The sequence below is a fragment of the Pseudomonadota bacterium genome (assembly GCA_039033415.1).
In the GTDB taxonomy this organism is placed as follows: Bacteria; Pseudomonadota; Gammaproteobacteria; order Xanthomonadales; family SZUA-38; genus JANQOZ01.
This window is the reverse complement of the sequence record JBCCCR010000020.1, coordinates 54107-80505: the sequence shown is the minus strand read 5'-3', so window position 1 is coordinate 80505 and position 26399 is coordinate 54107. Positions and strand designations below refer to the sequence as shown.

Sequence of the window (26399 nt, the reverse complement as noted above, 5' to 3'; positions counted from 1 at the left end):
TCCCTTACTCGAAACCTGCTCAGAACGATACCCGAAACTCAGCACCGATGACCCGTGGAATCGGCAGCACCGGCTCCAGGTTGGTGCCGATGATCGGATACAGGGTCCCGTCGTCGTCCGTCAGGTTGTTGGCAAACAGGTAAGCTTCATAGTCACCGAAGCTGGCGCCGAAACGCAGGTTGAATACATTACGTGAGTCCGTCGGATTCACCTGATTAAAGGGCGGGCGACGAACCGTCAGCGTAAAGCCGCTGGTGTGCTGATAGTCCGCCCGGGCCCGCAGCTCCGTGCCGCCGGAGATCTGCCGGGCCCAGTCCAACGAAATAGAGCCGGTCCGCTCCGCCACCAGATCAAGCGAATCGCCTCGGTTCCGATCACCGGTATCGGTGTCGTACTCCATATCAGTCCAGCCGTAGGTCACACCCAACGTGAACTCCTCGCCGAGCAGCGCACGCAAAGAGAAGTCGACGCCCGGACCGGAGGCCTCACCGCCGTTCGTAAAGAACGGAATGGCGGCGGCCGGCGCCGGCACCTGAATATCGGTCCAGTCGTTGTAGTACGCGGCAAGCTCCCAGGACACGCGTCCGTCGAGCGCAATTTGCTTGGTGCCAATTTCAAAGGAGTTGAAGTCCTCGGGGCCAAAATCCGGTGGGATATTGAAGCCGGGGATCTGGACGTTAAAGCCGCCGCTGCGGAATCCCTTGGCGTAGTTTGCGTAATACGAGCTGTTGTCGTTTGGCGTCCACGCTACGTTGATCCGCGGGTTGGTGGTGTCGAACTCAGCCTGACGCGGTGTCGGCGCCAGCGTTCGCTGCGTCCGTTCATCTTCGTAGTAGCGCACGCCAAGCAGCACTTCCCACTGCTCATTGAAGGCGTAGCTGACGTCACCAAAGACCGCAAAGGCATCCGACTCATTGGTAGCGGGCCCGCCGCTAAAGGGGTCGAAACCGATCAGGTCCTGGATAGCATTGGGCTCTGTGATGGTGACCGAGTTGGTGTCGGTTTCCGGATCGCGATGATAAATGCCGAGGTTGTAGTTGAGCGGTCCGTCACCGTTGGAGGTGAGGCGCAGCTCCTGCGACCACATCTCGTATTCCGTGTCGGAGGTGAGTCCGACCCGGGTGATCAGGCCCGGCGGCAGGCCAAAGCCGCCAAACTCCGGCGGGGCCGTGAAGAACCCAACGCCGAAGGCGGTCAGATCGAAGATGGCGCTTGCCTCGCGATCGATGTAGCCAACGGTGCCCAGCACCGTGAAGCGATCAAACTCGTAGCTCGCGGTCAGATTAAAGATGTCATATTCGTCGCGGTTCCCCGTGGGGAAACCCGTGATGGTGGTGCGGTCCGGACCGCCAAAGTTCTGGTAGGGCTGATCCAGATCCTGGGTGAGCAGCATCGCGCGCAGCGTGAAGCGGTCATTGGGTTGCCAGAGCAGCTTGCCGCGCAGCGTGGTGATGTCAGCTTCGTTGACATCATCCCGGCCGTCGATCACCGAGTCTATCCAGCCGCCGATCTGCTCTTCGGCAACCGCAAAGCGAACACCTAGCTCGTTCTCTATCAGCGGGATGTTCACAACCGCCTGCCCGCGCCAGGATTCACTGCCGTCGGTTACGGAACCGAAGCTCGCGCCGACGTTGCCCGAAAACTCTGTCAGTTCCGGGTCAGCGGTGATGTACCGAATGGTTCCCCCCATGGAGCCCTCACCGTAAAGCGTTGGCTGCGGCCCCCGAAGCACCTCGATTCGCGCCATATCCAGGAGGCGAATATCCGGTCCTGCGCCACCGGCGTTGGCCACGAGCGGAACCTCGTCGATATAGAAACCCACGGTCGCAAGACCCGTGGCTCCGCCCGCCGTACCGGTGCCGCGCAGCTGAGCGCGCTGCTGCCCTGGGCCGAATTCAGTGAGGGTCAGCCCCGAGACTGCGTACTGGGCATCCAGCAGGTTGGTGATGCCGCGTTCAGCGATCTCGTCACCCGTCATCGCGGTCACCGAAAGCGGTACGTCGAAGACCCGTTCTTCCCGCTTTTGCGCCGTCACGACAATCTCTTCAATGACAAACACGTCGTCGGATTGGTCTTGGGCGAAAGTCGCGGCGGGTGCGGCGGTGAGAAGCAGGCAGCCGGAGACAAACAGGTTGGAATGACGTTTCACGAGACACCCCCAGTCAGCTGGAATTTGGGAGGATTCAGTCTGCCATTAGCGACGTTAGTTGAGTCGGGCCGCCGTCACTCGGTATCGGGCGAACGTCACTTTAGTGTGCCGTGTAGAAAGAAAGGTCACGTCCGATTGCCGGGACGCATGTCCGATGGGAGCATGCCATAGCGAAGCTTGAACGCTTTACTGAAGCTACCCGCGTCCCGGTACCCGGCGGCGTCGGCAACCTGACCAACGCTGACGTCGGGATCACGCAACATCTCGCGCGCCATCTCCAGCCGGTGCTCGCGATGAAAGGCGGCCACCGTCTCACCAAAAACGTATTTGAAACCCATGGCGAGCTTGTTGCGGTTAACGCCGACGCGTCGCGCCAGCTGATCGAGCGTCGGCGCCGTAGGGCTCTCCTCGAGGATAGCCCGGGCCTGGTGCAGACAGCGAACGTCGTGCTGGGTCAGCTTGATCGGCGCTGCCAGCACCGGCTGAGGCCGGCGAACACGATCCAGAGCCAGACAGACAAGCTCTACGGCTTTGGCACGAATGTAGATCGGACGGATGCTGTCGTGAATCCGGGGATTCATCAGCGCACCCGCGACGCTGAACATCTCGCGAGACAGTTCGCCGGCGTACCAGAACTCCGCGTCTACCTCACCGGCCTGAAAGCGGGCCAGCTCGGTCGGCAGATCCGCCGGGTCCATCTTCAGCTCGCGCCGTATAAACGAAGGTTTGCAGGCCACGCCTACCGTGCGCCACTTCTCCCCCAACACCTCCCGGGTCGACGACGGACCATTCGACACCGACAGGATAAAACTCTGTCCACCGAGGTCGGTGACTTCTCCGTCCGGCTGAATTTCCCGGCTCAGGCCTTCGAGGCGAAAATGCAGATACAGCCAGCCGCTGTAGTCGATCGACCACTGGCGATCGTCCGGGGCCTGATCGATATGGGGCACGTCGGTACGGGCGAAAATCAGGTCGTCAGCCAGCGCAATAACTTCCTGATCGCCGTCACAGGTGTGCTGCAGCGAACGCGATGTCTCGTCCTTTGGCAGCGCTTCCAGCTCTTCCTGCGGCAAGGCAAGACGCTTGAGATCCCTGATCCTTAGGACCTTTTGAGTATTACCAGTCGGGCTTTGGTGATCTCGGGCCAAGGGCTCGCTCACGTACGGCAGAGCCACATCTTCTGATCGAGAGGCCGACTCGGTCAAGGGTCTAACGTTGCCCATCGATCCAGACCTGCTGGGCTACCCGACGCCAGTTGCCGCCCAAAATCATCTCGATGTGGCGTTGCTGGTAGCCGCGCTGCAGCATGGCGGCCACCAGCTCTGGCAGCACTTCGGGTCCGGCCATCCGAACCTTCGGTTCGGGGTCGACACCGAACAACTCAGGGTGGGCTTTGAGATAGTCGAGCAGCTCCTGCTGATCATACACATAATCTAGACCCAGCCCTACGTGCTCGGGACCTGCCAATTCCGACACATGATCGATATGGCGCAGTAAGAGCTCCGCATAGTCGCCGTTCTCCCCCAGAAATTCGCCGATGCCATTGATCCCGACAACCCCACCCGTTTCCGCACAGGCGAGGATCAGCTCGTCGGGGATGTTGCGAAAGTGCGAATGCACGGCGCTGGCATTGGAATGGGAAAACACCACTGGATTATCGGCGGCTTCCATCACGTCCATCGCCGTGCGATGGCCGGTGTGGGAACAGCATGCGATCATGCCGACCCGCTTCATTTCTTTAAGAATGGCCTTACCGTGGGGCGTCAGGCCCGGGTCTTCATCCGCACAGCCACCACCCGCCGCGTTGTTTTTGTTGTAGGCCACCAGCATCCAGATGACCCCGAGCTCGCGCAGCATCGAAACCAGGCCATAGTCACCCTCATCCAGCAGCGCCATGCCCTCGACGTCGAAGACGATCGCCAGCTGCCCAGACTCGCGCGCCTCATCAATGTCGCTCAGCGACTTAGCGAGCCGGTAACGCTCGGGCCGTTGGCTCACCCACCGGCGGAACAGGGCCGCGGTGCGAAGATGTTCGTCCAGCGTTTTGAAGCCGAAGCCAATATTCAGGCTGACAACATCACAGCCGGCCTCCCGGCACCGCTCCAGCTGCGGCAGAAAATCATCGTCGCCATGGCGCAAAGGCATACAGGCGTGGTTGTCCCAAACCAGGGTTTGGCTAAGGAGCTCTCGTGCGTCTGAACTAACCTGAGTGTTCGACATATCGATCCAGGAAGGGTCTTACAATCGGCAGTATCTTGGACGGATTCAGTCCGTCCTCGTGAGCGGCGCCCTCAATCAGCTGAACCTGCCAGCCGCGCGCCTCGAGCTCCGCTTGCTTGTCTCGCAAAATCGACGCGTTCTGAATGGTATAAGACCCTGCGGTCGTGTCTCCGTCCGCGCCCGCATAGGCCAGTCGCGGGATGGACAGCGATTTCGAGGCGTTGTCATCGTCAAAAAGCTGGAGGCTCGCGTAGAAGGTTTCCCACTGCGCGTACTGTGCCGGAGAGCGAAGAACCACCTGTGCTTCGGGGGGCGGATTGTCCTTTTGCTCTCGGCTGGCCGCGAGCATTGCGTCGTACTGACCACCGAGCGGTGGCCACCCGCCCATCGCCAGCGCGGAGACCCGTTCAGTCCTGACGGCGAGCTGGTATCCCACACATCCACCCCACGAGTAGCCCCAGTAGCTAAATCGCTCAAAGCCGGCCTCGTCAGCGACCGCTAGCAGGTCATGGCATACCCGCTCAACCGATAGCTTCGACGGGGGGAGCTCTTCGCTGCGACCAATGCTCGGATAGTCGAGGAGCAGGACCCGATATCGATCGGTAAGCCCAGCAAGAAATCCATCGCGGATCGCTTTTGCTTCGGAACCGAGGATGTCAGCCATCGAGGCGAAAATGGGAAAACCCAGGACGAGGGGCGGCCCCTCATTCCCATGAACCTCGTAGTAAACGCCTGTAGTTGAATCCAACGGCATCGCGGCAACCCGAATTTCCCACGTTAGAGTCTGCCACGACTCATGGTGATCCCGTTCGTGCTGCCGTCACTGATCTTTGGGCTGACGTCCTCTCGGCGCCTGGCGCCATTAGCCGCCGGGAAGCTGCTCAAACACAAACCTCACGCCGCTGGGAATCGCAGCTCCGGTCGCCAGGATGTCCTCGAGGTCTCCCAGGCGAACCCGCATCGTTGCGGTGCTCGATTGGCGAAGGTCCGCATCAAGCAACGTGCGCAGACGCAGTCGGCCAAACCCGACAGGCTCCAGGGCGGCACCGATTCCGGGCGTTAGCGCCCCGCCCGTGGCGCGATAAAAAGAAATTGCGTAGACGTTGTCCGATACCAGAATCATCTCCGGATCGGAGCACGCAAGCATTCGAAAGTCCTCGTCTTCCGACAAGCCTTCGCAGCTCGAGTCAAAGTAGAACCATTGCGGCTGCCCAGCCTCGTCGTAGCTGTACAACAACCCGTACACCCGGCCGTCTTCCGCCAACTCCACCACCTGTGTTCCCGAGCCAACGATCGCGAGCTCGCCATACAGCCCGCTTTCCACCGAACTGCGATTGCCCGGCCGGACCCGTCGAACCACCTGATACGGAAAACGCTGACCGTTGCCGATCACAAACAGGTCCGTCGTGCCAGCTTCGATCGCGCCTTCGAAACTGAAAATCACCTGCTCAAATTCGCTGAGCGCTTCCCCGACGGTGCCAAGCCGAAGCGCTACCGACGCGTTGCGCATGGCACCCGTCGAATCGACGCCGGTCCCAAAGATGTCGGGTGTTAGGACTCTGATGCCGTTGCCGATACTGTTGAAGATCACCCCAAAAGAGTCGACGTCGTCCACCACGATGTCGGTCCGGCTTTCGAAACCAAACTCGAAGCCGGAGGAAAGCTTGGCGTAAGTGCCAGCCCGGACGACCGTGTTTTGGATGGACGAATCGTCGCGGCTGCGAACGGTGTCCGCCAGCAGACTCAGCTGCACGGCCCCCGCAGCGTCGTTGTAGGCAATCATGCTGAAATCATTGCGCGTGAGCTCGGTCTCCAGACTGGCAAGAACGGCGCCGCCGGCGTCGATTACCGCGAAAGTCTGAGGCGTTGAATCAAACAATCGATATTGGGCATCCGTTTCGCCGAACTGCAGCGTCGGCGTCAGTGGCTGCCCGTCGACCGTCAGCGACAGCCCGCTCTCGTCCGGCGCGTAATGACTAAATAGAACTCGCGGCGACGCCACTGCCACAAGAGTTGACATCAACAAAGCGAATCCGCAGAAGCAGGCGGTCAAGTTGGGGGTTCTGGCCATTTTTCGATTCCGTGCGATCAGCGCGCAGTTTGCCTAATTTTCGCTCGCCTGTGTTGCTTATTTCCCGATTGAATAGACCACTGCCCGGCGCGAGCCAACCCGGCGGACTCATGAGAGAATGGGTAGTCTGTCTTTTGACGCCTTCGGCAGCACCCTCTGAGTAAGCTACTTCAACTCGTCCCGTTTATTCTTGGCTGGCTCGTGCTCCTGGCGACCGAGTCGATACGACCGCTCGCGCTCACCAACGGGCTGCTGCAGCTGGGACTGTTCGCGCTGGTCGTATGCTGGCCAACCTGGAAAACGGGCCGCATGTCTTATGTCGACATCGGCTGGCCGTGGGGGCTGGTATTCATCGGGCTGCTGACCTTTGGGTTCCGATTCGCTGAGGCAAATGAAATGCGGCTGGCGATGGTCTGCGGACTTTACCTCGCCATCGGGGGCCGCATGGGTTTTTATGCGGTAATGCTGTGGCGGGCTGGTGCACTGAACCGAGAGCTAGCTCGTTATCGGTATCAGGCGCTGCGTTGGGAGCGCGCCGGAGTCACCAACGTCGCACTAGCACGCCAGGTAGAGGTGCTTGTGCAGGGGCTGGCGAACGCCTCTTTCCTCGCCTTCCCGGCGTTCGTGATCGCCTTCAATCCTGCATCCGGCGTCACTGGCTTGGAGTTACTCGGCTTTTCACTTGCGTTGATCTCGCTGGTCCTCGAGTCGCTTGCGGACCGCCAAAAGGCAGCGTTTGTGGCCCAAAGTAAGGCCAAGGGCCAGCGTGACCTCGTCTGTGACGTTGGACTATGGCGCTACAGCCGTCACCCCAACTATTTTTTTGAATGGATGGTTTGGAACGGGCTAATTCTGATGGCGATGCCCGCGGTTCCGGAGCTATTCAAATCCCAACCCATTCCGGTCGCCGTCCTGCTGACGCTTGGACTGCTGTTCGTTTCGCGCCTTATGTATCAGACCTTGGTGCACTACACCGGCGCCAGGCCCTCCGAGTACTATTCTCTTCAGAAACGGCCGGCCTACGCGGAGTACCAGCGCCGGACCAACCGTTTCTTTCCCGGCCCGTCGAAAGACCTCGGGACCGAATCTTGAGTCACCAATCGGCGGGAGACCGGAATCTTCGACCTCAGTAAACGTTCCTAGTCGCCGCCAGAAAGGATCCTCTTCTATGGCAAAACCCACGCTTCACGTATTCGCCATCTCCCATTACTGCGAAAAGGCGCGCTGGGCGTTGGACTATCTGGGCCATGACTACACGCTCAACCGACTGGCGCCCGGCAAACACCTCAAGAAAGCCCGTTCACTTGGCCTCAAACGCGGGGCGATGCCGTTTCTTGAACTTCCCGACGACGTAATCCAGGGATCTGCAGACGTTGTGAGCTGGGCGGAGTCCAACTCCCCCGGTGGCGCAAAACTCTCCAGTGCGGAGAATCGCGACGCCTGCCGAGAAATTGAGCAACGCCTGGATGACATCGCCGGGATCCACGTTCGACGTTACTTCTACTCAGAGGCCATCGTCGATCATCCGGCCACGGTGCTCCCAATTTTCCGCCGCGGTCTCCCGTGGCTGGACCAGCTCAAGCTGCGTCTTGGGTGGAAAGTTGTGTGTCGCTTGATGATTAAAGGCATGGACCTGGGCCCGGCCCAGCGTGAAGATTCGCGCGCCAAGGTAGAAGGCGAGCTCGATTGGCTCGACGGCCTGCTGGCGGACGGGCGGCCCTACCTGCTCGGCGACACGATGACGCGGGCAGACCTGGCTGCAGCGAGCCTCCTGTCACCTATTGCGCTGCCGGACGAGCACCCCGAATATCAGCATATCGTGGTGCCGCCGCTGGCCCAGGCAGATACAGAGCGCTGGGCGAGCCGACCCAGCATCCGATACGTTCGGACCGTTTACCAAAACGCTCGGTAGACGCACGGCAGTCAGGGGCAAAACCGCTTTAGGCGGTGTCCACCCTTTCTTCATTGCGAAAGGTTATCATTCGTATTCGATGATTTTAGAGAACTGACTGCAAGGAGATTTTCGATGCGAACACTTTTGCTGCTTTTTATGCTGGCCCTAGGTCAAACGGCTTTTGCGGCCTGCGACGTGACGATCACCGCCGGTGACGGAATCGCTTATGACAAGACCATAATTGAGGTGGAACGGAGCTGCGAATCGGTGACCGTCACGCTTAAACATACGGGCTCGCTGCCCCGCAACGCGATGGGCCATAACTGGGTGCTGTCAAAGTCTGGCGATCTGGACGCGGTGGCCCAGGCCGGACTCGGCGCCGGGCTCGAAAACAACTACGTGCCCCCCGGCGACGCGCGAGTACTGGCCAACACAACCGTTGTTGGCGGCGGCGAAGAAACCAGCGTCACGTTCTCCCTGGCCGAACTGCCCGACGCCGAATACGCGTTCTTCTGCTCGTTTCCCGGGCATTGGGCGATCATGAAGGGCGTCTTAAAGATCACCTGAGCACTCGCTCGGCACCATTCGCGAGTGGCGCCCATCATTGGCGCCACCGCCTGGCCATGCGATCTATCACATGCGGGAGACCTAGGTCGTACGCCGGCGTCTGCTCTGCACTGGGCGAACGCGGGATGACATCAAGCGAATAAATTCATCTGGTCTAGTTTGTACCGTGCCGACGGGTTGCGCCTATAGCAACCACGTTACGGCCCAAGAATAGCTAGAGCAGATCGACCCAACTGCTACCAGCCACAACAGCGACTTGTCGCGCGTTCGCAATGGTTGTGAGTCCATCGATACATCCTCCACAAATCGGCTAGTTGATCTCTCCTTCACAATTAATAATAATGCTAATCATTCTTATTAACAATTAGAGGGGTGATCAGTGATAACCATAGAATCGAAAACCCAGACGCAAGAACGGACGTTTCACGATCTTCCCCCTGGGCTGAAACTCTGCCTGTGGGGCCTGCGTCATGAGGTATTCGCGCTGGCTAATCAGCGTCACGTTTGCCCGATGGTCATGCGATCGTTTGTGGACGCGGGCATTCCCGAGACTCAAGCCCTAATTCGATTCAACATACAGCAGCTGTCGGCATGGTCGGTCCGACCTATGGAATTCAATCATCCAACGATCATCACCTTCAACGCCGATGAGCAAGTATGGCTGGCCTGTCTGGAGAGGGTTGCGGATGATCCAACGGCTTCCGTCAGACACCTGCTGGGAGGTGTTTGCTTTCCTGACGGTGATGAGGCGATCACTCGCTCCTTGCAAAGGCTGGCGCGGTACGTGAGTCCGAAGCTACCGATCCTTTTCTCGGCTGCTACCCATCCAGCCCGCGTTGCGCCGGGCCAGTCGGTGACCCTGCACTAAGACAGCCATCGCCCCCCCAGGCGATAGCCTTAAGCCGCTTAGCCGAAAAGCCAGCCAGCGTGATCGGTGATTGCGCGAGAGAGTCGCTCGGTAAAGCCAGTCCTAAGTGGTGGTGTTGGTCCTACTTCATTGCGGCTTCTACGCCGCTGGATCGGATGAAGCACCAATACCGTCTAGCGGCTTTGGCGAGCGGTGAAAGAGGTTTTTGACGTCATCGAGCACAAGACAAAGCGTCGGAATCAAGAACAGCGTTATGACGGTGGCAAAGACTATGCCGAACGCCAGGGACGTTGCCATGGGGATAATGAACGCCGCCTGCAGGCTTTTCTCGAAAAACACAATGGGCGCCAGTCCAAGAAAGGTCGTCATCGACGTCAGAAGGATCGGCCGGAAGCGGCGAGCGCCAGCGGCGACAATGGCATCCTGCAACGCCATGCCATCACGAACTCGGCGATTGATGTAGTCCACCAAGATCAGGCTGTCGTTTACCACGACACCCGCGAGCGCAATGATGCCGAAGGCCGAGATGATGCTGATGGCGTCACCCAGCAGCCAGTGCCCGAAGATGGCGCCGATCACGCCGAATGGGATTACCGACATGATCAGCAAAGGCTGCGCGTAGGAGCGCAGCGGAATCGCCATGAGTGCGTAGATCAGGAACACGGCGACCAGCGACCCGTTGACGATGCTGACCGTCAGTCGCTGAGCCTCTCGCAGTCCGCCTGACAGCACGTACTGCACGCCTGGGTAACGAGACAGAATCTCGGGAATGACCCGATCGCGAAGCTCCTGGTTGATAGGCCAGGATTCAAAGTTCTCCGTATCCACCTCAGCGGTCACGCTAACCGCGCGTTGCCGATCAAAACGTAAAATCCGAATCGGCCCCCGTCCATATTCCACCGTGGCAACGCTGGCAAATGGCACCGCATCCCCGTCAGCCGTGCGGACCCGCATTTGCTCCAGATAGCCGATCGAGTCTCGTTCAGCTTTCGGGTAGCGGAGCATGACCTTCACCTCATCACTGCCACGCTGAACGCGCTGAACCTCCTCGCCATAAAAACCCTGCCGCACCTGTCGCGCAAGATCCTGCAGCGTCAGCCCTAGAGCCTCTGCCTCGGGTTTCAGCCTCAGCTTAATTTCGCGGCCGCCGGTTTCAAGGGAGTTGCGGACATCGAACACGCCGGCGTAGCTTCGCACCTTGGCCTCGAGCTCTTTGGAGGCTCGAGCCAGCAGGTCGCGGTCGCGCCCGACCAGCTGAAAGGAGATGTCAGCCCCGGCGTTCGGACCGCCTGCGTCGGAAAAGCTCAAATACCTGGCGCCGGCGATCTCACCGGCGCGCTCACGCCAGCCTTCCGTGACCTCCCGCAGCAGTGACCCGACACCCTCGTTTCGCTTCAGCTCCACGATCATCGTGCCGGCGACGTCGGAGTCGGTGAAGGCAAACAGCGTTCCGACCACGCTGCCCGGCTCCATGCCGTAGCGCTGGCTCAGTGTCGTATCGACTTCCCACAACGCGCGCTGAACGCGGTCCATGGCCTCCTGCGTTTGCCGGGGCGGCGTGCCTTCCGCCATCAGCAGATCCGCCTGGATGTAGTCCCCGGGCACCTCGGGCAGAAGCACCGTCCGGACAAAACCCGCCATCAGAAGACCCACGCTGATAATCAGCATGCCCAGGAACAGGGCGAGCGTGGTGTAACGTTGACGTAGAGCCGCTTTTAGCAGCGGCACATAGCGCCGCTCGGCAAAGCGTTTGAGGCCGTCGCTGAACTTGCGCTGGGCGTTCAGCACGCGCTGGCGCAGCGTTCCGCTTCGTTGCTGCTCGGGCGTCGAGGGCGGCGGGAGCTTCATGTGCACGAGGTGGGCCGGCAGAATCAGCTTCGACTCGACCAGCGAGAAGGCAAGGCAAAGCACGACCACCCAGCCGATTGGCGCCAGGAACTGCCCGAAAACGCCGTCGATGGTGAGGATGGGAAAAAACGCAGCCATGGTCGTCAACACGCCGAAAGTGGCTGGAATTGCAACCCGCAGGACCCCGTCGACCACGCTCGCTTCGCTGTGCCCATCCCGACGAATGTGGGTATAGGCGCTCTCGCCGATGACAATGGCATCGTCGACGACGATACCCAGCACCAAAATGAAGCCGAACAAGCTGGTCATGTTGATGGTAACCCCGGCCGCGGGCATCACGAAGAACGCCCCCATAAAGGCGACCGGCAGTCCGACCATGACCCAGAAGGCGAGCTTGAGGCGCAGGAACAGCGTGAGCACCAGAAAGACCAAAATCGCGCCGCTCAGCAGATTTTTCACCATCATGTCGAGTCGACCATCGAGGTAGTAGGTGACATCCGCCCAGTAGTCGACGGAGATACCGTCCGGCAACTCAGCCTGCAGGGCCTGCACGTAGTTCCTGACCGTCTCGCCAAGCTCAAGCTCCGACTGCTGGCCCACCGATAGGACGCGCACCGCAATCGCCTGCTTCCCGTTGTGCTGTGAATAGGCTTCAACTTCTTCGAACCCGTCACGCACCCGGGCCACGTCACCCAGCAGCACCCGAGTCCCATCGCGGTTGGTCCGCACCACCAGCTTCTCGAAGTCGCGGCCGACGTACGCCTGGCCCGTGGCGCGCAGCAGCACGTCTCCGCTGTCGGTCCGGATTGCCCCACCCGGAAGGTCAAGCGAGCTTCGCCTGACCGCTGCCGTCAGCTCGTCGAAGGTGATGTTGTAGCCCTGCAGCGTATCTTCAGAGACCTCTAGCGAGATCTCATAGGGCCTGGCGCCAATCACCTCAACCCGCGTGATCTTCGGAAGCGCCAGCATGTCGTCGCGCAGCGTCTTGGCGTACTCATAAAGCGTTCGTTCGCTGACGTCACCGTACACCGACAGCCACATCACGGGCTGTTCGAAGCGTGCGCGGGTAACCACCGGTCTCTCGGTTTGCTCGGGAAAGGTGGCGATGTTGTCGACGCGGCTCTGTACCTCGTCCTGCATTTCCGCCATGTCGTAGGCCGGATCGACATCGACGGAGACAACGCCGACGCCATCGTACGCGCGGCAGGCAAGCTCGGTGATGCCGACCAGGTCCTGAAGCGCTTCTTCGAGCTTGACGCAAACGCTTTTCTCCACCTCCAGCGGGCCTGCGCCAAGGTACTCAACCCGCACCTGGATCACGTTGATTTCCAGACGAGGATTCAGCTCTTTTTTGATGGTCGCGGCCGTGTAGAGGCCACCGAGCAAAAGCACGGCCATCAGCAGGTTTGCGGCAACCGGATTTCGGGCAAACCAGGTGATAATCGACTCATACCAGTTGAGCTGATTCATCCTCGATCCTCCGCGCGCGTTTTCGGCAGGGATTTTCCGCTGGCAGGCGTCGGCACCGTCGGAAACTCAAGCGCGGGGATCTGAGTCCCGCCCTGGATGCGCAGCTCAGTGCCCGGGATGGGCAGGTCAACCGCTGTCGTAATCACCCGCTCGCCGTCGCGCAGCCCAGCCTTGATGTAAACGTTTTGCGCGTCTGCGCGGGCGACCGTGACCGGACGGATCTCAAGCTTGTTTTGCTGATTGGCAACGAGGACCTCGCCAGAATCACGAAGCGTCGAGCGTGGTAGCGCGATCACCGCTCCCGCGTCGACACCCTCGATGTCCGCCGACACAAAAGTGCCGATAGGAAACGCTGGTGTGCTCGACGGGCCTTCGAGGTTATACGGGTCTTCGACCTGGGCTACGGCGTAGATCACCCTCGCCCGCTCGTCGAACACCTGCTCGCTTCGAACAATCTGCGCCAGTCGTTCGCTTTGCTGCCCCGCAAGCGTCGCCCGAAGACGCACTAACGATCCTTGCCCGCCGGTCTCGCCAACCGCCGGCAGGTCGACGAAAGCCAGATCGTCACTGGACAGCGGCAGGCGGATTTCGGCAACCGCAGTCGAAAAGGTCACCCCCAGGCGGCCGCCTGGGGTGACGTACTGACCAACATCCGCGTCTTTGGCTTCAACGAGACCGCGGTAAGGCATCCGAATCTCGGTCCGCTGCAGATTTCGGCGTGCCCGGTCCAGGTCGGCCTCCGCGGCCAGCACGTTGGCCTTCGCTTCCGCCAGCTGCGGTTCGCGCAGCACGAGCGCCGGCGCCTGATTGCCTCGCCGGCCTTCAAGCTGCCGCCAGTCTTTACTGGCTTGCTCCGCGCGGGCCTGCTCCTGGGCAAGCTGCGCCTGCCGGCCAGCGAGTGTTGCCTCAGCCTGCTTTAAGGCGGCCGCGTAATCGCTGGGATCGATCCGCAGCAGCAGCTCGTTGGCGTCGAAGTACCCGCCGACGACGTACCGCTCCGACACCCACTCAATTTTGCCGGAGACCTCAGCGACAACCGTCGTGCGCGTCAGCGGCCGTAATATTCCCTGGGACTGCACGCGATAGGCCATCGGTGCCGTCTTTGCCGGAACCACCTCAACAATCGGTGCACTTTTCTCGGGCTCTACCTGGATGGGCGGAGGACGCAGACTGACCAGCGTCATTGTGATCATCACCGCGCCAACGATAACGCCCAAGGGGATAACGGCTTTTAACACGCTCTTAGTAGTCATAGCGGCATAACCAGGCCTTTGACGTCACCATTATCTCACCGGAAGTGAGAACTCGGCAGATGACCATCGGCATGGCACGGTGAAATGCGCCATGCCTCAAGTGCGGTCACTTGCTCAGGCGCTTGCGACGGCGCCGCGCGCCGGCAGGCTCCCGCAGACCTGAGCTTTGCCTAGAAAAAACTCCGCGGTCACCCGAAGCTGCGATTCCAGCTCGAGCAGACCTTGAAGATCGCGGTCCGATTCGGCCAATCGAGCTAGGCCGACCAGGGTGCGGTAGACGTGATCGAGACACAGCGCTCGCCAATGACGCGGAACGCAGTCATCGCTGATAACGTCCAGCAAAAGCTCGAAGGCGTGTCGGTAAAGGCGTTGCGCCTGAATCGTCGACGCTAGCGCTGCGCGCTGATCACAATCATCGAGGTAGGTATACAGCAAGGTGGGATTGTCCGGATCCTGGGCATAACGAATAGCCGATTCTGTGCTCATAGTCCGCCTCGCGTCAGCTTGTGGGGATCGAGCGTCTTCTTGAGCTCATCCCGGGAAAGTGAGGTTTCCTCCTGCGCGACATCCAGCACCGGCCGATCCTCCTGATAGGTTTTTTTGGCGATTTCAGCAGCCTTGCCGTAGCCGATAATCGGGTTCAGGGCCGTAGCGAGAATCGGGTTTCGATGCAGCGCTTCGTTGAGCCGCGCTTCGTTGACCGTGAAGCTTGCCATGGCCCGATCCGCCAGCAAGCGGCTGCCTCGACTGAGCAGCGTCATGCTGGAGATCAGATTGCTGGCCACGAGCGGCAGCATGACGTTGAGCTCAAAGTTTCCCGACTGCCCGGCAACGGTGATTGCGGCATCGTTGCCAATGACCTGGGCGGCCACCATCGCTACCGCTTCGGGAATCACGGGATTGACCTTACCCGGCATGATTGAGGAGCCCGGCTGCAGTGGCTGCAGCGTAATTTCCCCAAGGCCAGCCAGTGGCCCAGCGTTCATCCAACGTAAATCGTTAGCGATTTTCATGAGCGAGACGGCCACCGTCTTCAGGTGTCCTGACACGGCCACCGCCGTATCCTGGGAAGACATCAAGGGAAACGGGTTCGGGGCCGGCCGAAACTGAATCCCTGTCTCGCTGGAAAGGTAGCGGCACAGCAGCCCGGCAAACTCTGGATGCGTGTTGACGCCGGTGCCGACGGCGGTGCCCCCGATCGCCAGCAAGGTCAACGGGTTTAGAACCGATTCGAGGAGCGCCACGTCAGCGCGCAGCTGCGCCCCCCAGCTGCCGACGGCCTGCCCCATGGTCACCGGCATCGCGTCCATCAGGTGCGTTCGGCCGGTTTTGCATACGTGCTCCAGCATTTTTGCCTTGTTTTCCGCAACCTCGATCGCGTGCTGGAGCGCCGGCATCAGCTCGTTGATCAGCGCAACCGCAGCGCTCACGTGTATCGCGCTGGGGATCACGTCGTTACTGCTCTGGCCAAAATTGACGTGATCATTGGGGTGAACGGCTTGACTCAGATTTTTTGTCGCAACGCTGGCGATGACCTCGTTGGCGTTCATGTTGCTGCTGGTGCCCGAACCGGTTTGAAAAACGTCTACCGGAAAGTGGTCCAGCAAATCATCGGAGGTCTGAAGCTCAACACAGGCAGCCTCGATACCGACACCAATGGCCTGGTCGATGCACTGCAGCTCCCGGTTAGCCCGGGCGGCGGCGGCCTTGATTTGCAGCAATGCCCGGACGAACGCCTCAGGCATGGTCTGGCCGCTGATCGGAAAATTCTCGATCGCGCGCTGGGTTTGCGCGCCGTACAGCGCGTGATCCGGCACCGCCATCTCACCCATGCTGTCGCTAACCATTCTCACCATCGTCCTGCTCCTCCTTTGGTCACTCCTGGCCCTTCCCAATCCGGGCCCGTTCTCTCTCCGTCCCCCCGCGTGACTAGCTGTCCACAAAAGCCCGTTCGATCACGTAATCTCCGGCAACGCCCTGACTGGGTGACATGGCAAAGCCAAGCTGGTTTAGCGCTGCCGAGGTGTCTTTGAGCATCGCCATGCTGCCGCAAATCATGGCTCGGTCTGTAGCAGGGTCGATCGGGTCCAGGCCCTGCATCCGGCACAGCTCGCCGTTGAGCAGAAGCTCAGGGATACGACCGCAGCTCGTAAACGGTTCGCGGGTTACCAGCGGCAGATAGTTGAACTTGCCGCGGACGATTTCGCCCAGATACGGGTCGGACTGCAGGCCGGTTTCGAGAAACTCCCGGTAGGCCAGGTCGTCCACTGCGCGCACGCCATGAACCACCGCAACCTGTTCGAAGCGATCGAAAGTCTCCGGATCCTGGATTATGCTCAGGAAGGGGGCAAGGCCGGTGCCGGTTGCCAGCAAAAAGAGGCGCTTTCCGGGCTTGAGATCGTCAACAACCAGCGTGCCAACCGGTTTGCGACTTAGGATGATCTCGTCGCCTGGCGTCAGGTCTTTCAGGCGCGAAGTCAGCTTGCCATCAGCTACCTTGATACTGAAAAACTCTAGGTATTCGGCATGATTGGGGCTGGCGATGCTGTAGGCACGCTGCAGCGGTTTGTCGTTCACCTCAAGCCCAATCATGATGAAATGACCGTTGCGGAAACGGAATCCCGGGTCTCGAGTCGTGCGAAAGCTGAACAGCCGGTCGTTCCAGTGTTTAACTTCCAAGACCCGCCCCCGCTGCAGTGAAGATGCCACTTTTTGTCCTTTCGAAACACCGATATGCTAATGATAATGATTTGCATTATCAAAGCCAAGCGACATGCGGCGGGGACAGCAGAAAAGACAAAGAATTTGCGACAGCAGCAAAAAAGGAGCGGCCGGCCAGCCAGTCGGGCAAGGAAGCTGCTGAGTAATGCACCGGCCGGGATGTGCGGCGCTTATTGTTCTTGCTTACGTTGCGCCGGCGCGATCATATGATGAACAGGAACTAAGTTGCAAATGCCACTCACTCTCATTCATTTCCTACTGGCGCACGTTCCAGAGGATTCAGGCGAGTGTTGAATTGTCCGGACTCTACAGCTTAGGTGTTACAACCCTGTAGCGCGCCCGGTGGCAAGAGACCTGGCGCAGCAAGGTCCTGATTTAGCGCCTGAAAAAGCGACTGGTAGACATCCACCTGCTGTTCCCACTCATAGCCAACAAATTTATTGACCGACTTTGGTGGCCAGCTGGTGTCCACTGTCGACATAGCGGGAAACGACAAACCGTCACGCAGGTACTCGCTCGGCGTCGCGTCCAGCAGCTCTCGATCCTTCAGCGCGTCGCTGATTTCCCGCACGTACCGCAGTTCTGGACATTCCGTGAGCTTAAGCAGTGCAGTCCGCGTTGCGCCCTCTGGAACATTACGTTCATCGCTTGTCGACTGCGGGCCAAGCAGCGCGCATTGGGTTGCTGCCTTTGCCGCAGCCGCACACTGTTCCGCGGCTGACGCGTACTGCCGAATTCGTCTCAGCAGATCTTCGCAGACCGCCGCAATTTCTTTTTTGGGGCGAACCGGATTGAGCCCAGCGCGGCTTACCAGGTTGAATGTGTTACCGCAGGCCTCAAGCCACTCACTGTAGGCGACAACCGCCGAAGCAGACGCCATGGCCGCCGCCTGAAAGCGTGCTGGCGCTGCTGTTAGTGAAGATTCGTGCGCCGTGTAAAAGTCCGGGCCGTGGATCTCCCGAGCGGCGGTCTGCGCGTCGATCATCAGATCAACGACGGTCGCTTCTGCTAGCAAACAAAAAGCCTTCTAAGTCGCGGGTCTTAAGGTGTAATTATCTTGGCGCCTTTGCCGAAATATGCCAGCAGGCAGCGGTGAAGTGAACCTTATCGCCACCGATATGTGGCTCATAGGCGGGCAGCACCGCTTCCAGCAGCGCGGCCCGGGTCGCCTTGTCCAGGTCCGGCCAGCGACGACCAAGGGCGCCAAGTTTGGTGACAAAACCTGCGAGCTGATCCGCCGGAAAAGCGCAGGCGAAATTCAGTGCGTTCATTCTCACCTGCCCCCAGCCGCTGTTTCCAAGTATGCCCTGGACCCAGTCTGAGTCAGCGAAGCCAAACTGCCCAGGCTCGTTCGGTGGCGGTGGCTTGAGCTCCGGCAAAACAGAGGACGCCGCGCGGCCGGCAATTGTCATAAAGGGATTATCCTCAGGCCGCCGCCACGCGAGAGCGTGAAGCTCAGCGCCCGGCGCTGCGGCGCGCAGCAGGTTGCTAAAGGCCTGCTTAGGATCCGGAAAAAACATGACGCCAAAGCGGGAAACCAGCAGCTCATAATGTCCGGCCTTGAACGGATGAGTCGCGGCATCGGCGACAACAAAATCGACCGGCAGCGGCGTCGATGAAAGGCGCTTGCGCGCCAGCATGACCATCGGCCCCGAAATGTCGATGCCGGTGCAGTGGCCTCCGTCGGCCAACCTCGCGCTGAGCGCCAGCGAGGTTGCCCCGGTGCCGCAGCCGATATCCAGGACTTTTCTGCGGTCGTCTTCACGCAGTTGTGCGAGCAGGAAGTCGCGCTGCGGCGCAAACATCGCGTCGAGCGTTTTCTGCAGGTCGATCCACCCATCGCCAGCCCAGCCGTTCCAGTCATCCACGGAAGCTGGGCCGGCTGCCGGCAGCTCGGTTGTTACTGCGCTTGAGGTCAAAGAGGCATTCCCAGAATTCATTTTCGGCGTCTGCCAGCGCACCTAGGCGTAAGCAGTCAAGTGGCAAATGGTAACGATTATCATTCGTAAATCAAGCCGGCGATTATAAGCCAATGGGCGTACGGTCTTCGACGCCCGAGACTCACCGGCAAAATAGTTCGTCAGGCCACCAGCGCCATCAAGAATTTGTCGCGCCAGCCGATGGCAAGGAGGGGACGTTCCCTGTTGGAACCACGGCTTGCCAAAAAGACCTGCTATCAGTCATGCCTCGGAATCGATACGCGATCATCGTGTTTGGAACGCGCAGATCGAGCGCGGGTTCCGGTGGCTGCGCTTCGAAGCTCCGCTCGAGCACCACTACAGGCAGTATCATCTGAGGTCAGTTCGCCGGCGGGTGCTGATCTGCGTGATCAGCATGATTGTCTTCAGCGTCTGGATGACCGCCAACAACAATGCCGCTGAGCCGGAGACCGTCGACACGGCGCTGACCCTGATGGATCAGTTGTCAAAGTACGTTCAACGACCGATCTCCGCGCTGCTGCTGATCACCCTTTTTGTTAAACCCCTTTTTTTTCGATACTGGCTCCAGGTCGCGCCGCTGGTGCTGGCCTCCAGCGGTGTCTTCGGCGGCTATTCGGTCGCCGAATCCGTTACTCAGGGTAACTTGCACGCTTTTGTGACGATGCTGACCGGCTTTCTCGGCCTGTACATGCTTGTCGGGTTTCTGTTCTGGAACGTAGCCGCAGTCGGGGCCATCATCACCCTAAGCTATGGCTTCAGCCTTTCCTATCACGGCGCGCCGCCTGAGCTGATTCGTTTTGAAACGTCGGTCCTGATGGTGGTGAGCGTCGTGGCGCTCGTGTTCGCCTACACCCTTGAGCACAGCCAACGACTCAGCTTTCTGCAGCGGCGCATCATGCAGGTTCTCAGCAGCGTGGACTCGCTCACCGGGCTCAAGAACCGCCGGGTCTTCGACGAAGAGCTGGAATCACTCTGGAAACAAGGACATCGCGACAGCAACCCGCTCGGTTTGCTGCTGGTCGACGTCGACCACTTTAAGGCCTTTAACGATCGCTACGGGCACCAGGCTGGCGACCGCTGCCTGGCTCGCATCGGCGAGGTGTTGGGCGACTCGGTCCGCCGCCCCCTCGACATCGCGGCTCGCGTCGGCGGCGAGGAGTTTGCGCTCTTGTTCTATGCCGCAACGCCCGAGCACGTAGTGGCCGCGGGTAAACAGATCGAGGAAGAGATCCGAGCACTGGAAATCCCCCACGCCGATTCCAGCACCGCCCCCGTTGTGACGGTCAGCATCGGCGCTGGACTCATACAGCCCCGACCGAATCGGTCGCCAGAGAGTCTGGTAAAGCAGGTTGACCTTGCGCTGTATCAGGCGAAGTCTCAGGGTCGCGGTCGGTTGACCTGGTTCGAATCAGATCACCAGCTTGGCGACGAGGTTGTCGCCGCGGTTCGCAGCAGCTGAACTCACCAGGCTCTGGGCGTCGAATGGATCGGTCGCCCCCATAGGGCTCATCACCTGGACGGCAAAAGCCTCATGAGGCAGCTGCCGCGGGATCAGTTGGCCGCCTCAAGTTCTGCTAGAGCCTGAAGCGCGGAGGAAAACTGCGGGTCGATTTCAAGCGCCTTGCGGTAATAGAGCTCTCCTTGCTGGCGATGCCCTTGCTGGAGCAGAACATAACCGATGCTGTCCCAGGTGTTTGCCGACTCGGGAAACAGCTCAGCGTTGATCCTCAGCAGTTTGAGCCCGAGATCGGAGAAGCCGTTGCCTGCCATCTCAAGGCCCGTGTCATTCAGGATCGCCTCCCAGGGTGAAGATCCGTCCGCCTCAATCAGGGCGCGATAGCGCTGCAGAGCCCGTTCCTCATCGTCTCGTACCAGGACGTCTCTGGGCAGAAATTCGTCTTCCGCAAGGCGTACGTGACGCTGGCGGTTTTCGTCGTCGATCATGAACTCAAAGATCGGCGAGCCCTCACGCTCCGAAAAAGTGATTCGCGCACCGCGCTCGCGGCGAGCAAAGGTGTTGTCGCCGATATGAATCAGTTCTTGCGGTGCCTCACCGACGTACTGCATAAACAGCCGGCCAGCGTCCGCGGTTACCGAGATGGATTGTTCGTCGTTGTAGCGGTAGCGGCCAGGATAGGCCGAGAGGGCAGATGACGGCATCGGCTGTCGTTTCAGGTCTCGATAGCCGGGCCAGTCATAGGCCATGGCCACAGACTTCACAACCTCGTCGAGAAACTGGGGATGGTTCGAATTGATCATCACCGCAACACCCACCCCCGCGTCCCGGCTGGCGGTCAGCTGCGCACAAAACCCTTCGTCCCAGCCGCCGTGCTCAAAGTAAGCGTGACCGTCTATGCTTTCCAGGGAAAACCCTCGGCCGAACGTTGGATCGACGGGCTCCACCATTGCCTCGGCCATGGCCTTGGACAAAACCTCGCTGTCTCCGTTGAGCGCCTGCTGAACATCGGCGGCAAACAGAGCGAGATCGTAGGCGGTGGTCCAAAGACCCGCCGCGGCCATCTCGGGATAAGTGTGGCGCTTTCCGGGGACGTCCGATCCGTTGGGCAGGACACCCGCTCCGGCATTTTTGAGCTTGCCGGGCGGCAGCGGCTGCTCGAACGTGCTGCTGCGCATGTTGAGCGGGCCGAGCACGAGCTCCTCCATCAGCGCCGGAAACGCCTTGCCACCGACATCGATCATCAGCTGCTGCATCACCGTGTAGCCGCCGCCGGAATAGCGCCAGCCCTCCCCCGGCGCCCGATTCACAAAAATCGCCGGCGTGTTGGCTGGCGGCACGCCGTCCAACACCTGTACGAGCGTCGGCACCGCAACGCCGGGTGCGTAACCCGGGAAGCCGTGAACCGTCAGCCCTCCGGTATGGCTGGTCAGATGCGTGAGCGTGACGGGATTCTCGTCGCTCCACTCGCTGGCGGGAATCTTCCAGGATTTCAGTCGTTTGTTGACCGACTCATCCAGTTTGAGATCGCCGCTCTCAACCATCATCATCGCGCCGTAAGCGCTAACGGGTTTGCTGATTGAGCCGGCTTGGAACAGGGTATCGGACGTCACTGGGGCCCCGGTTACACGGTCTGCCAGGCCCACAACCTCATGCCAGATGACCTCTCGATCCTTGATGACGGCAATGCCGACACCGGGTACGCCATAGTGTTCCATGCGCTCTTGAAGCGACCAGGTCGGATCACCCTCGAAGGAATTGACCGGGCGCAAGCCCCCAAAGACCGCATCAACGTCGGAACGACCATGGCCATCCGCCAGGCACGAACCGCTGAGCAGAAGCAGCAAAACACTGATCAGGAAACGCTTCACGGCTTGAGACTCTCCCAGAAAAAGGGTGAGCGTACACGATGCTGTCGCCCCTGAAATGTCTCGTTCGGCACAGGTCAGCGCGCCTGCCGACCCCATGCACGGCAGCCCTCAGGGTGCTGGCTGACCGCGGCTTGCCTCCAGCAGGCGGTACCACTGCTGTCGACTGAGCGCCGTCGCAACGGCTTTGGCGCATGACGCCAAACGCTCGGGGTCTCCGGTGCCGACAATCGGCTGAATCTTGGCTGGATGACGGAGGATCCAGGCGAGCGCGACGGCTTCTGCCGGTGCCCCCAGCTCGTCCGCCATCGCGGCGATGGCACGGCCCAGCGGCGACGATGCATCGAACAGACGACCCTGGGCCAGCGGTGACCATGCCTGAATAAAAATATCGTGCAGGCGGCAGTAGTCGAGGAGGCCCTGCGAGTTCTGCGAGCTGGAGGTGTTGATCATGAGGCCGTCGGAGATCAGCTGGTGCCGAAGCAGGCTGAGCTCGAGCTGGTTCAGGACGATCGGTTGGTCGACCCACCTTTTTAGCAGCGCCAGCTGCCCCGCGCTGTGATTGCTCACGCCAAACCAGCGGACCTTACCCGTCCTGTGCAGCTGATCAAAGGCGGCAGCCACCTCCTCCAGCACCGCAAGCGGGTCTGGGCGGTGGAGGGCGAGTATGTCCAAATAGTCGGTGCCGAGGGTGGTCAAAGTCTGTTCCACCACGGCCACGATGTGGCCAGCACTCAAGTTGTAGTGCTGGATATTGCCGGGTTCCTGCGGCAGCACAATGCCGCACTTCTGCTGAATCACCAGCTGCTGTCGCAGCCCAGGCTGTGCCGCCAACACCCGGCCGATCGCCTGGTCAGATTTACCAAAGGTATAGATATCGGCCAGGTCCAAGTGGTTGATGCCGAGGCCGAGCGCGGATTCGATGATGGCGGCGGTTGTCTCCACGGCCGAGTCGGTCAGAGGGTCCTGATCCCAGGCGCCGCCGAGCTGCATGGTTCCCAACGCCAGCGGTGAAACGTGTAGATCGGTCAGCGGAATTGGATGTTTCTGCATCGCGGAAGTCGGCAATAAATTAAGTGTGTCCTGATGCCTGGCGCCTCGCCGGCGACAGCCGGCACGCTTTCGGGCGCCCTAAGCTAAAAGTCACCGATCGACAGCGCGAAGCCTTTTCGGTTTGCCGGAATCCGCCTGGGCTTGGGCAATCGATGCGCCGCAAGATTCGCGCACCACCAGTTCAAGGGGGATCAACGATGATTGAACCGACTGTCCGTCGATCATCGCCAGCAGGTTGTCGACGAGCGTGCGCCCCGCCAACGCCGTGTCCTGATGGACTGTGGTGAGCGCGGGACTGATGTAGGAAGCCGCGGGGATGTCGTCGAACCCGACGACAGCGACGTCGTCGGGGACCTGCATGCCGTTCGCATTGAGGGCCTGGATAGCGCCGATGGCCATCAGGTCGCTCGCCGTGACGATGGCGTCGAACGCTACGCCGCGCTGGCGCAGCAGCTCAACCGCCTCGCGACCGTCACCCTCCCGATTGTCTGCATCGACCTGGGCATCCTTATCTGCCGCGATTCCGGCTTCTCGCAACGCCTCCAGGTAGCCGGTATACCGAAGCCTAAATTCGGGACAGCGATCAGAAACGTCGCCGATAAAAGCAATCTTCTCTCGACCCAGCTTGAGAAGGTGGCGAGTGGCCTCCCTGGCCCCCAGCTTGTTGTCCGAACCGATCCGGTGCCCGGGCTGGTTTTCCAGCACCGGACCCCAAATCACAAAATTAGCGTCTGCGTCCGCCAGCGACTGAAGCTTGTGGCCGTACCGCGTGTAGTCGCCATAGCCGAGCAGGATAATCCCGTCGGCGCGGTTCGAGCGTTCGTATTCGGTGTGCCAGTCCTGACTCATCTGCTGGAAGGACACCAGCAGGTCATAACCGCGCCGCGATGCCGCTCGGGTGATGGTGCCGAGCATACGCAGGAAAAACGGGTTGATGTGTGAGGAATCCGACGTGGGGTCCTCGAAAATTAGGAGCGCGATGGTCTGAGCCTTTTGCGACCTCAGGCTCGCAGCGTTCCGATCGGTGCGGTAGTTCAGCTCGCGCGCAACGTCTTTGACCCGCTTTCGCGTGGCCTCGCTCACCAGCTTGCTATCCCGGAGGGCGCGAGAGACGGTGGCCTGGGATACGCCGGCCAGGTAGGCAATATCCAGCGAAGTTGGCTTGCGGTTGGTCAAAGTCGGTTCAAATCAGTGATTTCCCCACTGAATTTACGTTGGTTGCGTCGAAGGGAAAGTCTTCCTACAAACGCCTTCGCAATGTTATGGGCCGCTTGTGAGGAGATTGTGAAGAACGCGACGGCCAGGGCCAAGTCGTTCAGCGGCGCCCCGTCGCGGTCACTCTGGCAGCCACCGACTGTATAAGCTCGGGCGACAGCTGCCCGGGCTGCAGTCGCCAGCGCCAGTTGCTCGATGCGGTGCCCGGCGTGTTCATCCGCGACTCCGACCCAAGCCCCAGGTAGTCCTGCATGGGCGCCAGCGCGATGGCGGCGGGCGATGAATAGGCAAAGTTGATCAGATCTTCGTGAATCGAATCAGGCCGACCGCCGGTGTTGGCCAACACCGCCAAGCGGGATGCCTCGATTTCTTCCGGCGTGCGGATGTCACCCGGGCCTCCGTTGAACCACCCCACAACGGTGTCGTTGTCGTGAGTGCCCGTATAGCAAACGCAGTCCTCCACGATTTCGGACCTGTCCATGTCGGCCTCACCCACCATAAACTGCAGCACTTTCATGCCGGGGATGTTCTGCCGTTGCCGCAGCTCGTCCACCTGGGCTGTGATGACTCCAAGGTCTTCAGCGATGATGGGCAGGTTACCCAAAGCCTGACGCATGGCGTTGAACACCTCATCGCCGGGACCTTTGACCCAGCGGCCACCGCGGGCCGAGTTCGCGCCGGCAGGGACCGACCAGAAGGCTTCGAAACCCCGGAAATGGTCGATGCGCACCAAATCGACCGTTTTCATCGTTTGGCGAATACGATCGATCCACCAGCGGTAGCCGGTGCGTGCGTGATGATCCCAGTCATAGAGCGGATTGCCCCAGAGCTGACCATCCTCGCTGAAGTAGTCCGGCGGGACCCCGGCCACCTGCTGGGGCCGCCCAAGCGCATCAACCTGGAGAAGCTCGGGATGAGCCCAGGCGTCCGCGCTATCGTGCGCAATGTAGATCGGCATGTCACCGAAAAGCGCGACGCCCCGGCGAGCTGCGTGCTCCCGCAAAGCCTGCCACTGATAGTCGAACAAAAATTGGGTCACCTTGATGGCCGCAATCTCGTCGGCATTTTCCAGTTCGATCCTCCGCAGGGCCTGAGGCTCGCGCCGCAGGAACTCCGCTTCCCATTGCGTCCAGGGTGCTAGCTGGTGGCGATTTTTTAGGATTCGATAAAGGGCGTAGTCGTGAAGCCAAAGCTGGTCATTTTCGGAAACGAATTCATCGCACTTCAGCCTTAGCTCAGCGCTCGCCCGATCTTCGAAACGGTCGGCGGCTAGCGCCAGCAGCAGCGTCTTGATCGGTATCAGGGCGCCGTAATCTACAAAGCCCGATGGCAGGTCGCGCAGCGGCTCCGCTTCACCGGCATTGACCAGCCCAAGCTGGATCAGCTCTTCAACCCCAATCAACATTTCGTTACCAGCGAAAGTCGAGAGCGACTGGTAAGGAGAATCTCCGTAGGCCGTCGGCCCCGTAGGAAGGAACTGCCAGACGCTCAGCCCCATAGACTGGAGCGTATCGACAAACTTCCGAGCGCCCGAACCGATGCCGCCGATACCGTGCTGCCCAGGCAGCGAGGACAGATGCATACAAACGCCGGCACTGCGTCGCCCGGCAAGCGGCGACATGGCCTTGCCGGCAGGTTCCACTTCAATGACCGCGGTGGACAAGGTTTGATTCCTTCTTAGGCCGGTTGTCCGGCTACACCTAGCATTTCCCGAATGCGGTTCCACACCGACAACCGCCCGTCGTAGGACACGATGGCAGAGCGTTATCGCGCGCGTTCCTGATGGTTGCAAGCTAAGCCACGGGC

Annotated in this window: 21 protein-coding genes; 5 read left to right on the top strand and 16 right to left on the bottom strand. The window is 60.3% G+C overall.

The window, feature by feature from the left end:
* Positions 1–19: 19 nt before the first annotated feature.
* From AAF358_16860 to AAF358_16840, 5 genes are all read right to left on the bottom strand, one after another.
* Positions 20–2149: a TonB-dependent receptor gene (locus tag AAF358_16860; protein ID MEM7707230.1), complete on the bottom strand. Its 2130-nt coding sequence runs from the start codon at positions 2147–2149 to the stop codon at positions 20–22.
* A gap of 125 nt (positions 2150–2274) precedes the next feature.
* A complete protein-coding gene (locus tag AAF358_16855) occupies positions 2275–3222 on the bottom strand; it encodes an AraC family transcriptional regulator (GenBank protein MEM7707229.1) in 948 nt (315 codons plus the stop codon).
* A 136-nt stretch (positions 3223–3358) separates the two neighbouring features.
* Positions 3359–4369 (bottom strand): membrane dipeptidase, encoded by a 1011-nt coding sequence (locus tag AAF358_16850; GenBank protein ID MEM7707228.1) that lies wholly within the window; start codon positions 4367–4369, stop codon positions 3359–3361.
* Positions 4350–5117, bottom strand: coding sequence for an alpha/beta hydrolase (locus tag AAF358_16845; GenBank protein ID MEM7707227.1), 768 nt, complete (start codon positions 5115–5117; stop codon positions 4350–4352). The genes AAF358_16850 and AAF358_16845 overlap by 20 nt, the downstream gene beginning before the upstream one ends.
* A 114-nt stretch (positions 5118–5231) precedes the next feature.
* The gene (locus AAF358_16840) at positions 5232–6389 is read right to left on the bottom strand and encodes a hypothetical protein (protein MEM7707226.1); all 1158 of its coding nucleotides are present in this window, start codon (positions 6387–6389) and stop codon (positions 5232–5234) included.
* Positions 6390–6641: 252 nt separating this feature from the next.
* Here AAF358_16840 and AAF358_16835 point away from each other — a divergent pair, with 252 nt between their 5' ends.
* From AAF358_16835 to AAF358_16820, 4 genes are all read left to right on the top strand, one after another.
* Positions 6642–7532, top strand: a complete 891-nt coding sequence (locus AAF358_16835) for a DUF1295 domain-containing protein (GenBank protein ID MEM7707225.1) — start codon at positions 6642–6644, stop codon at positions 7530–7532.
* Between the two features lie 76 nt (positions 7533–7608).
* The gene (locus tag AAF358_16830; GenBank protein ID MEM7707224.1) at positions 7609–8352 is read left to right on the top strand and encodes a glutathione S-transferase family protein; all 744 of its coding nucleotides are present in this window, start codon (positions 7609–7611) and stop codon (positions 8350–8352) included.
* 114 nt (positions 8353–8466) lie between these two features.
* Positions 8467–8901: an azurin gene (azu, locus tag AAF358_16825; GenBank protein ID MEM7707223.1), complete on the top strand. Its 435-nt coding sequence runs from the start codon at positions 8467–8469 to the stop codon at positions 8899–8901.
* A 379-nt stretch (positions 8902–9280) separates the two neighbouring features.
* Entirely contained in the window at positions 9281–9769 is a 489-nt protein-coding gene (locus AAF358_16820; GenBank protein ID MEM7707222.1) for a hypothetical protein, read from the top strand.
* A gap of 138 nt (positions 9770–9907) precedes the next feature.
* Here AAF358_16820 and AAF358_16815 read toward each other — a convergent pair whose 3' ends face one another.
* From AAF358_16815 to AAF358_16785, 7 genes are all read right to left on the bottom strand, one after another.
* Positions 9908–13087, bottom strand: a complete 3180-nt coding sequence (locus AAF358_16815; GenBank protein MEM7707221.1) for an efflux RND transporter permease subunit — start codon at positions 13085–13087, stop codon at positions 9908–9910.
* Positions 13084–14340: an efflux RND transporter periplasmic adaptor subunit gene (locus AAF358_16810; GenBank protein MEM7707220.1), complete on the bottom strand. Its 1257-nt coding sequence runs from the start codon at positions 14338–14340 to the stop codon at positions 13084–13086. The genes AAF358_16815 and AAF358_16810 overlap by 4 nt, the downstream gene beginning before the upstream one ends.
* Before the next feature lie 114 nt (positions 14341–14454).
* Positions 14455–14826 carry a hypothetical protein gene (locus AAF358_16805; GenBank protein MEM7707219.1) on the bottom strand — a complete coding sequence of 124 codons (372 nt, stop codon included), beginning with the start codon at positions 14824–14826 and terminating at the stop codon, positions 14455–14457.
* Complete coding sequence (locus AAF358_16800) at positions 14823–16196, bottom strand: class II fumarate hydratase (GenBank protein ID MEM7707218.1); 1374 nt, start codon at positions 16194–16196, stop codon at positions 14823–14825. The genes AAF358_16805 and AAF358_16800 overlap by 4 nt, the downstream gene beginning before the upstream one ends.
* A 73-nt stretch (positions 16197–16269) precedes the next feature.
* Positions 16270–17049, bottom strand: a complete 780-nt coding sequence (locus AAF358_16795; GenBank protein ID MEM7707217.1) for a ferredoxin--NADP reductase — start codon at positions 17047–17049, stop codon at positions 16270–16272.
* Between the two features lie 325 nt (positions 17050–17374).
* A complete protein-coding gene (locus AAF358_16790) occupies positions 17375–18076 on the bottom strand; it encodes a hypothetical protein (GenBank protein ID MEM7707216.1) in 702 nt (233 codons plus the stop codon).
* A gap of 37 nt (positions 18077–18113) precedes the next feature.
* Complete coding sequence (locus AAF358_16785) at positions 18114–18980, bottom strand: class I SAM-dependent methyltransferase (protein ID MEM7707215.1); 867 nt, start codon at positions 18978–18980, stop codon at positions 18114–18116.
* A 238-nt stretch (positions 18981–19218) separates the two neighbouring features.
* On the opposite strand from AAF358_16785, the gene AAF358_16780 reads away from it, so the two are divergent.
* Positions 19219–20460: a diguanylate cyclase gene (locus AAF358_16780; protein ID MEM7707214.1), complete on the top strand. Its 1242-nt coding sequence runs from the start codon at positions 19219–19221 to the stop codon at positions 20458–20460.
* A 92-nt stretch (positions 20461–20552) separates the two neighbouring features.
* Here the strand turns inward: AAF358_16780 and AAF358_16775 are convergent, their stop codons facing one another.
* From AAF358_16775 to malQ, 4 genes are all read right to left on the bottom strand, one after another.
* Positions 20553–22328, bottom strand: a complete 1776-nt coding sequence (locus AAF358_16775) for a serine hydrolase (protein ID MEM7707213.1) — start codon at positions 22326–22328, stop codon at positions 20553–20555.
* 108 nt (positions 22329–22436) lie between these two features.
* The gene (locus tag AAF358_16770; GenBank protein MEM7707212.1) at positions 22437–23378 is read right to left on the bottom strand and encodes an aldo/keto reductase; all 942 of its coding nucleotides are present in this window, start codon (positions 23376–23378) and stop codon (positions 22437–22439) included.
* Positions 23379–23468: 90 nt separating this feature from the next.
* Positions 23469–24554, bottom strand: coding sequence for a LacI family DNA-binding transcriptional regulator (locus AAF358_16765; protein MEM7707211.1), 1086 nt, complete (start codon positions 24552–24554; stop codon positions 23469–23471).
* A 139-nt stretch (positions 24555–24693) separates the two neighbouring features.
* A complete protein-coding gene (malQ, locus tag AAF358_16760; GenBank protein MEM7707210.1) occupies positions 24694–26256 on the bottom strand; it encodes a 4-alpha-glucanotransferase in 1563 nt (520 codons plus the stop codon).
* Positions 26257–26399: the final 143 nt, after the last annotated feature.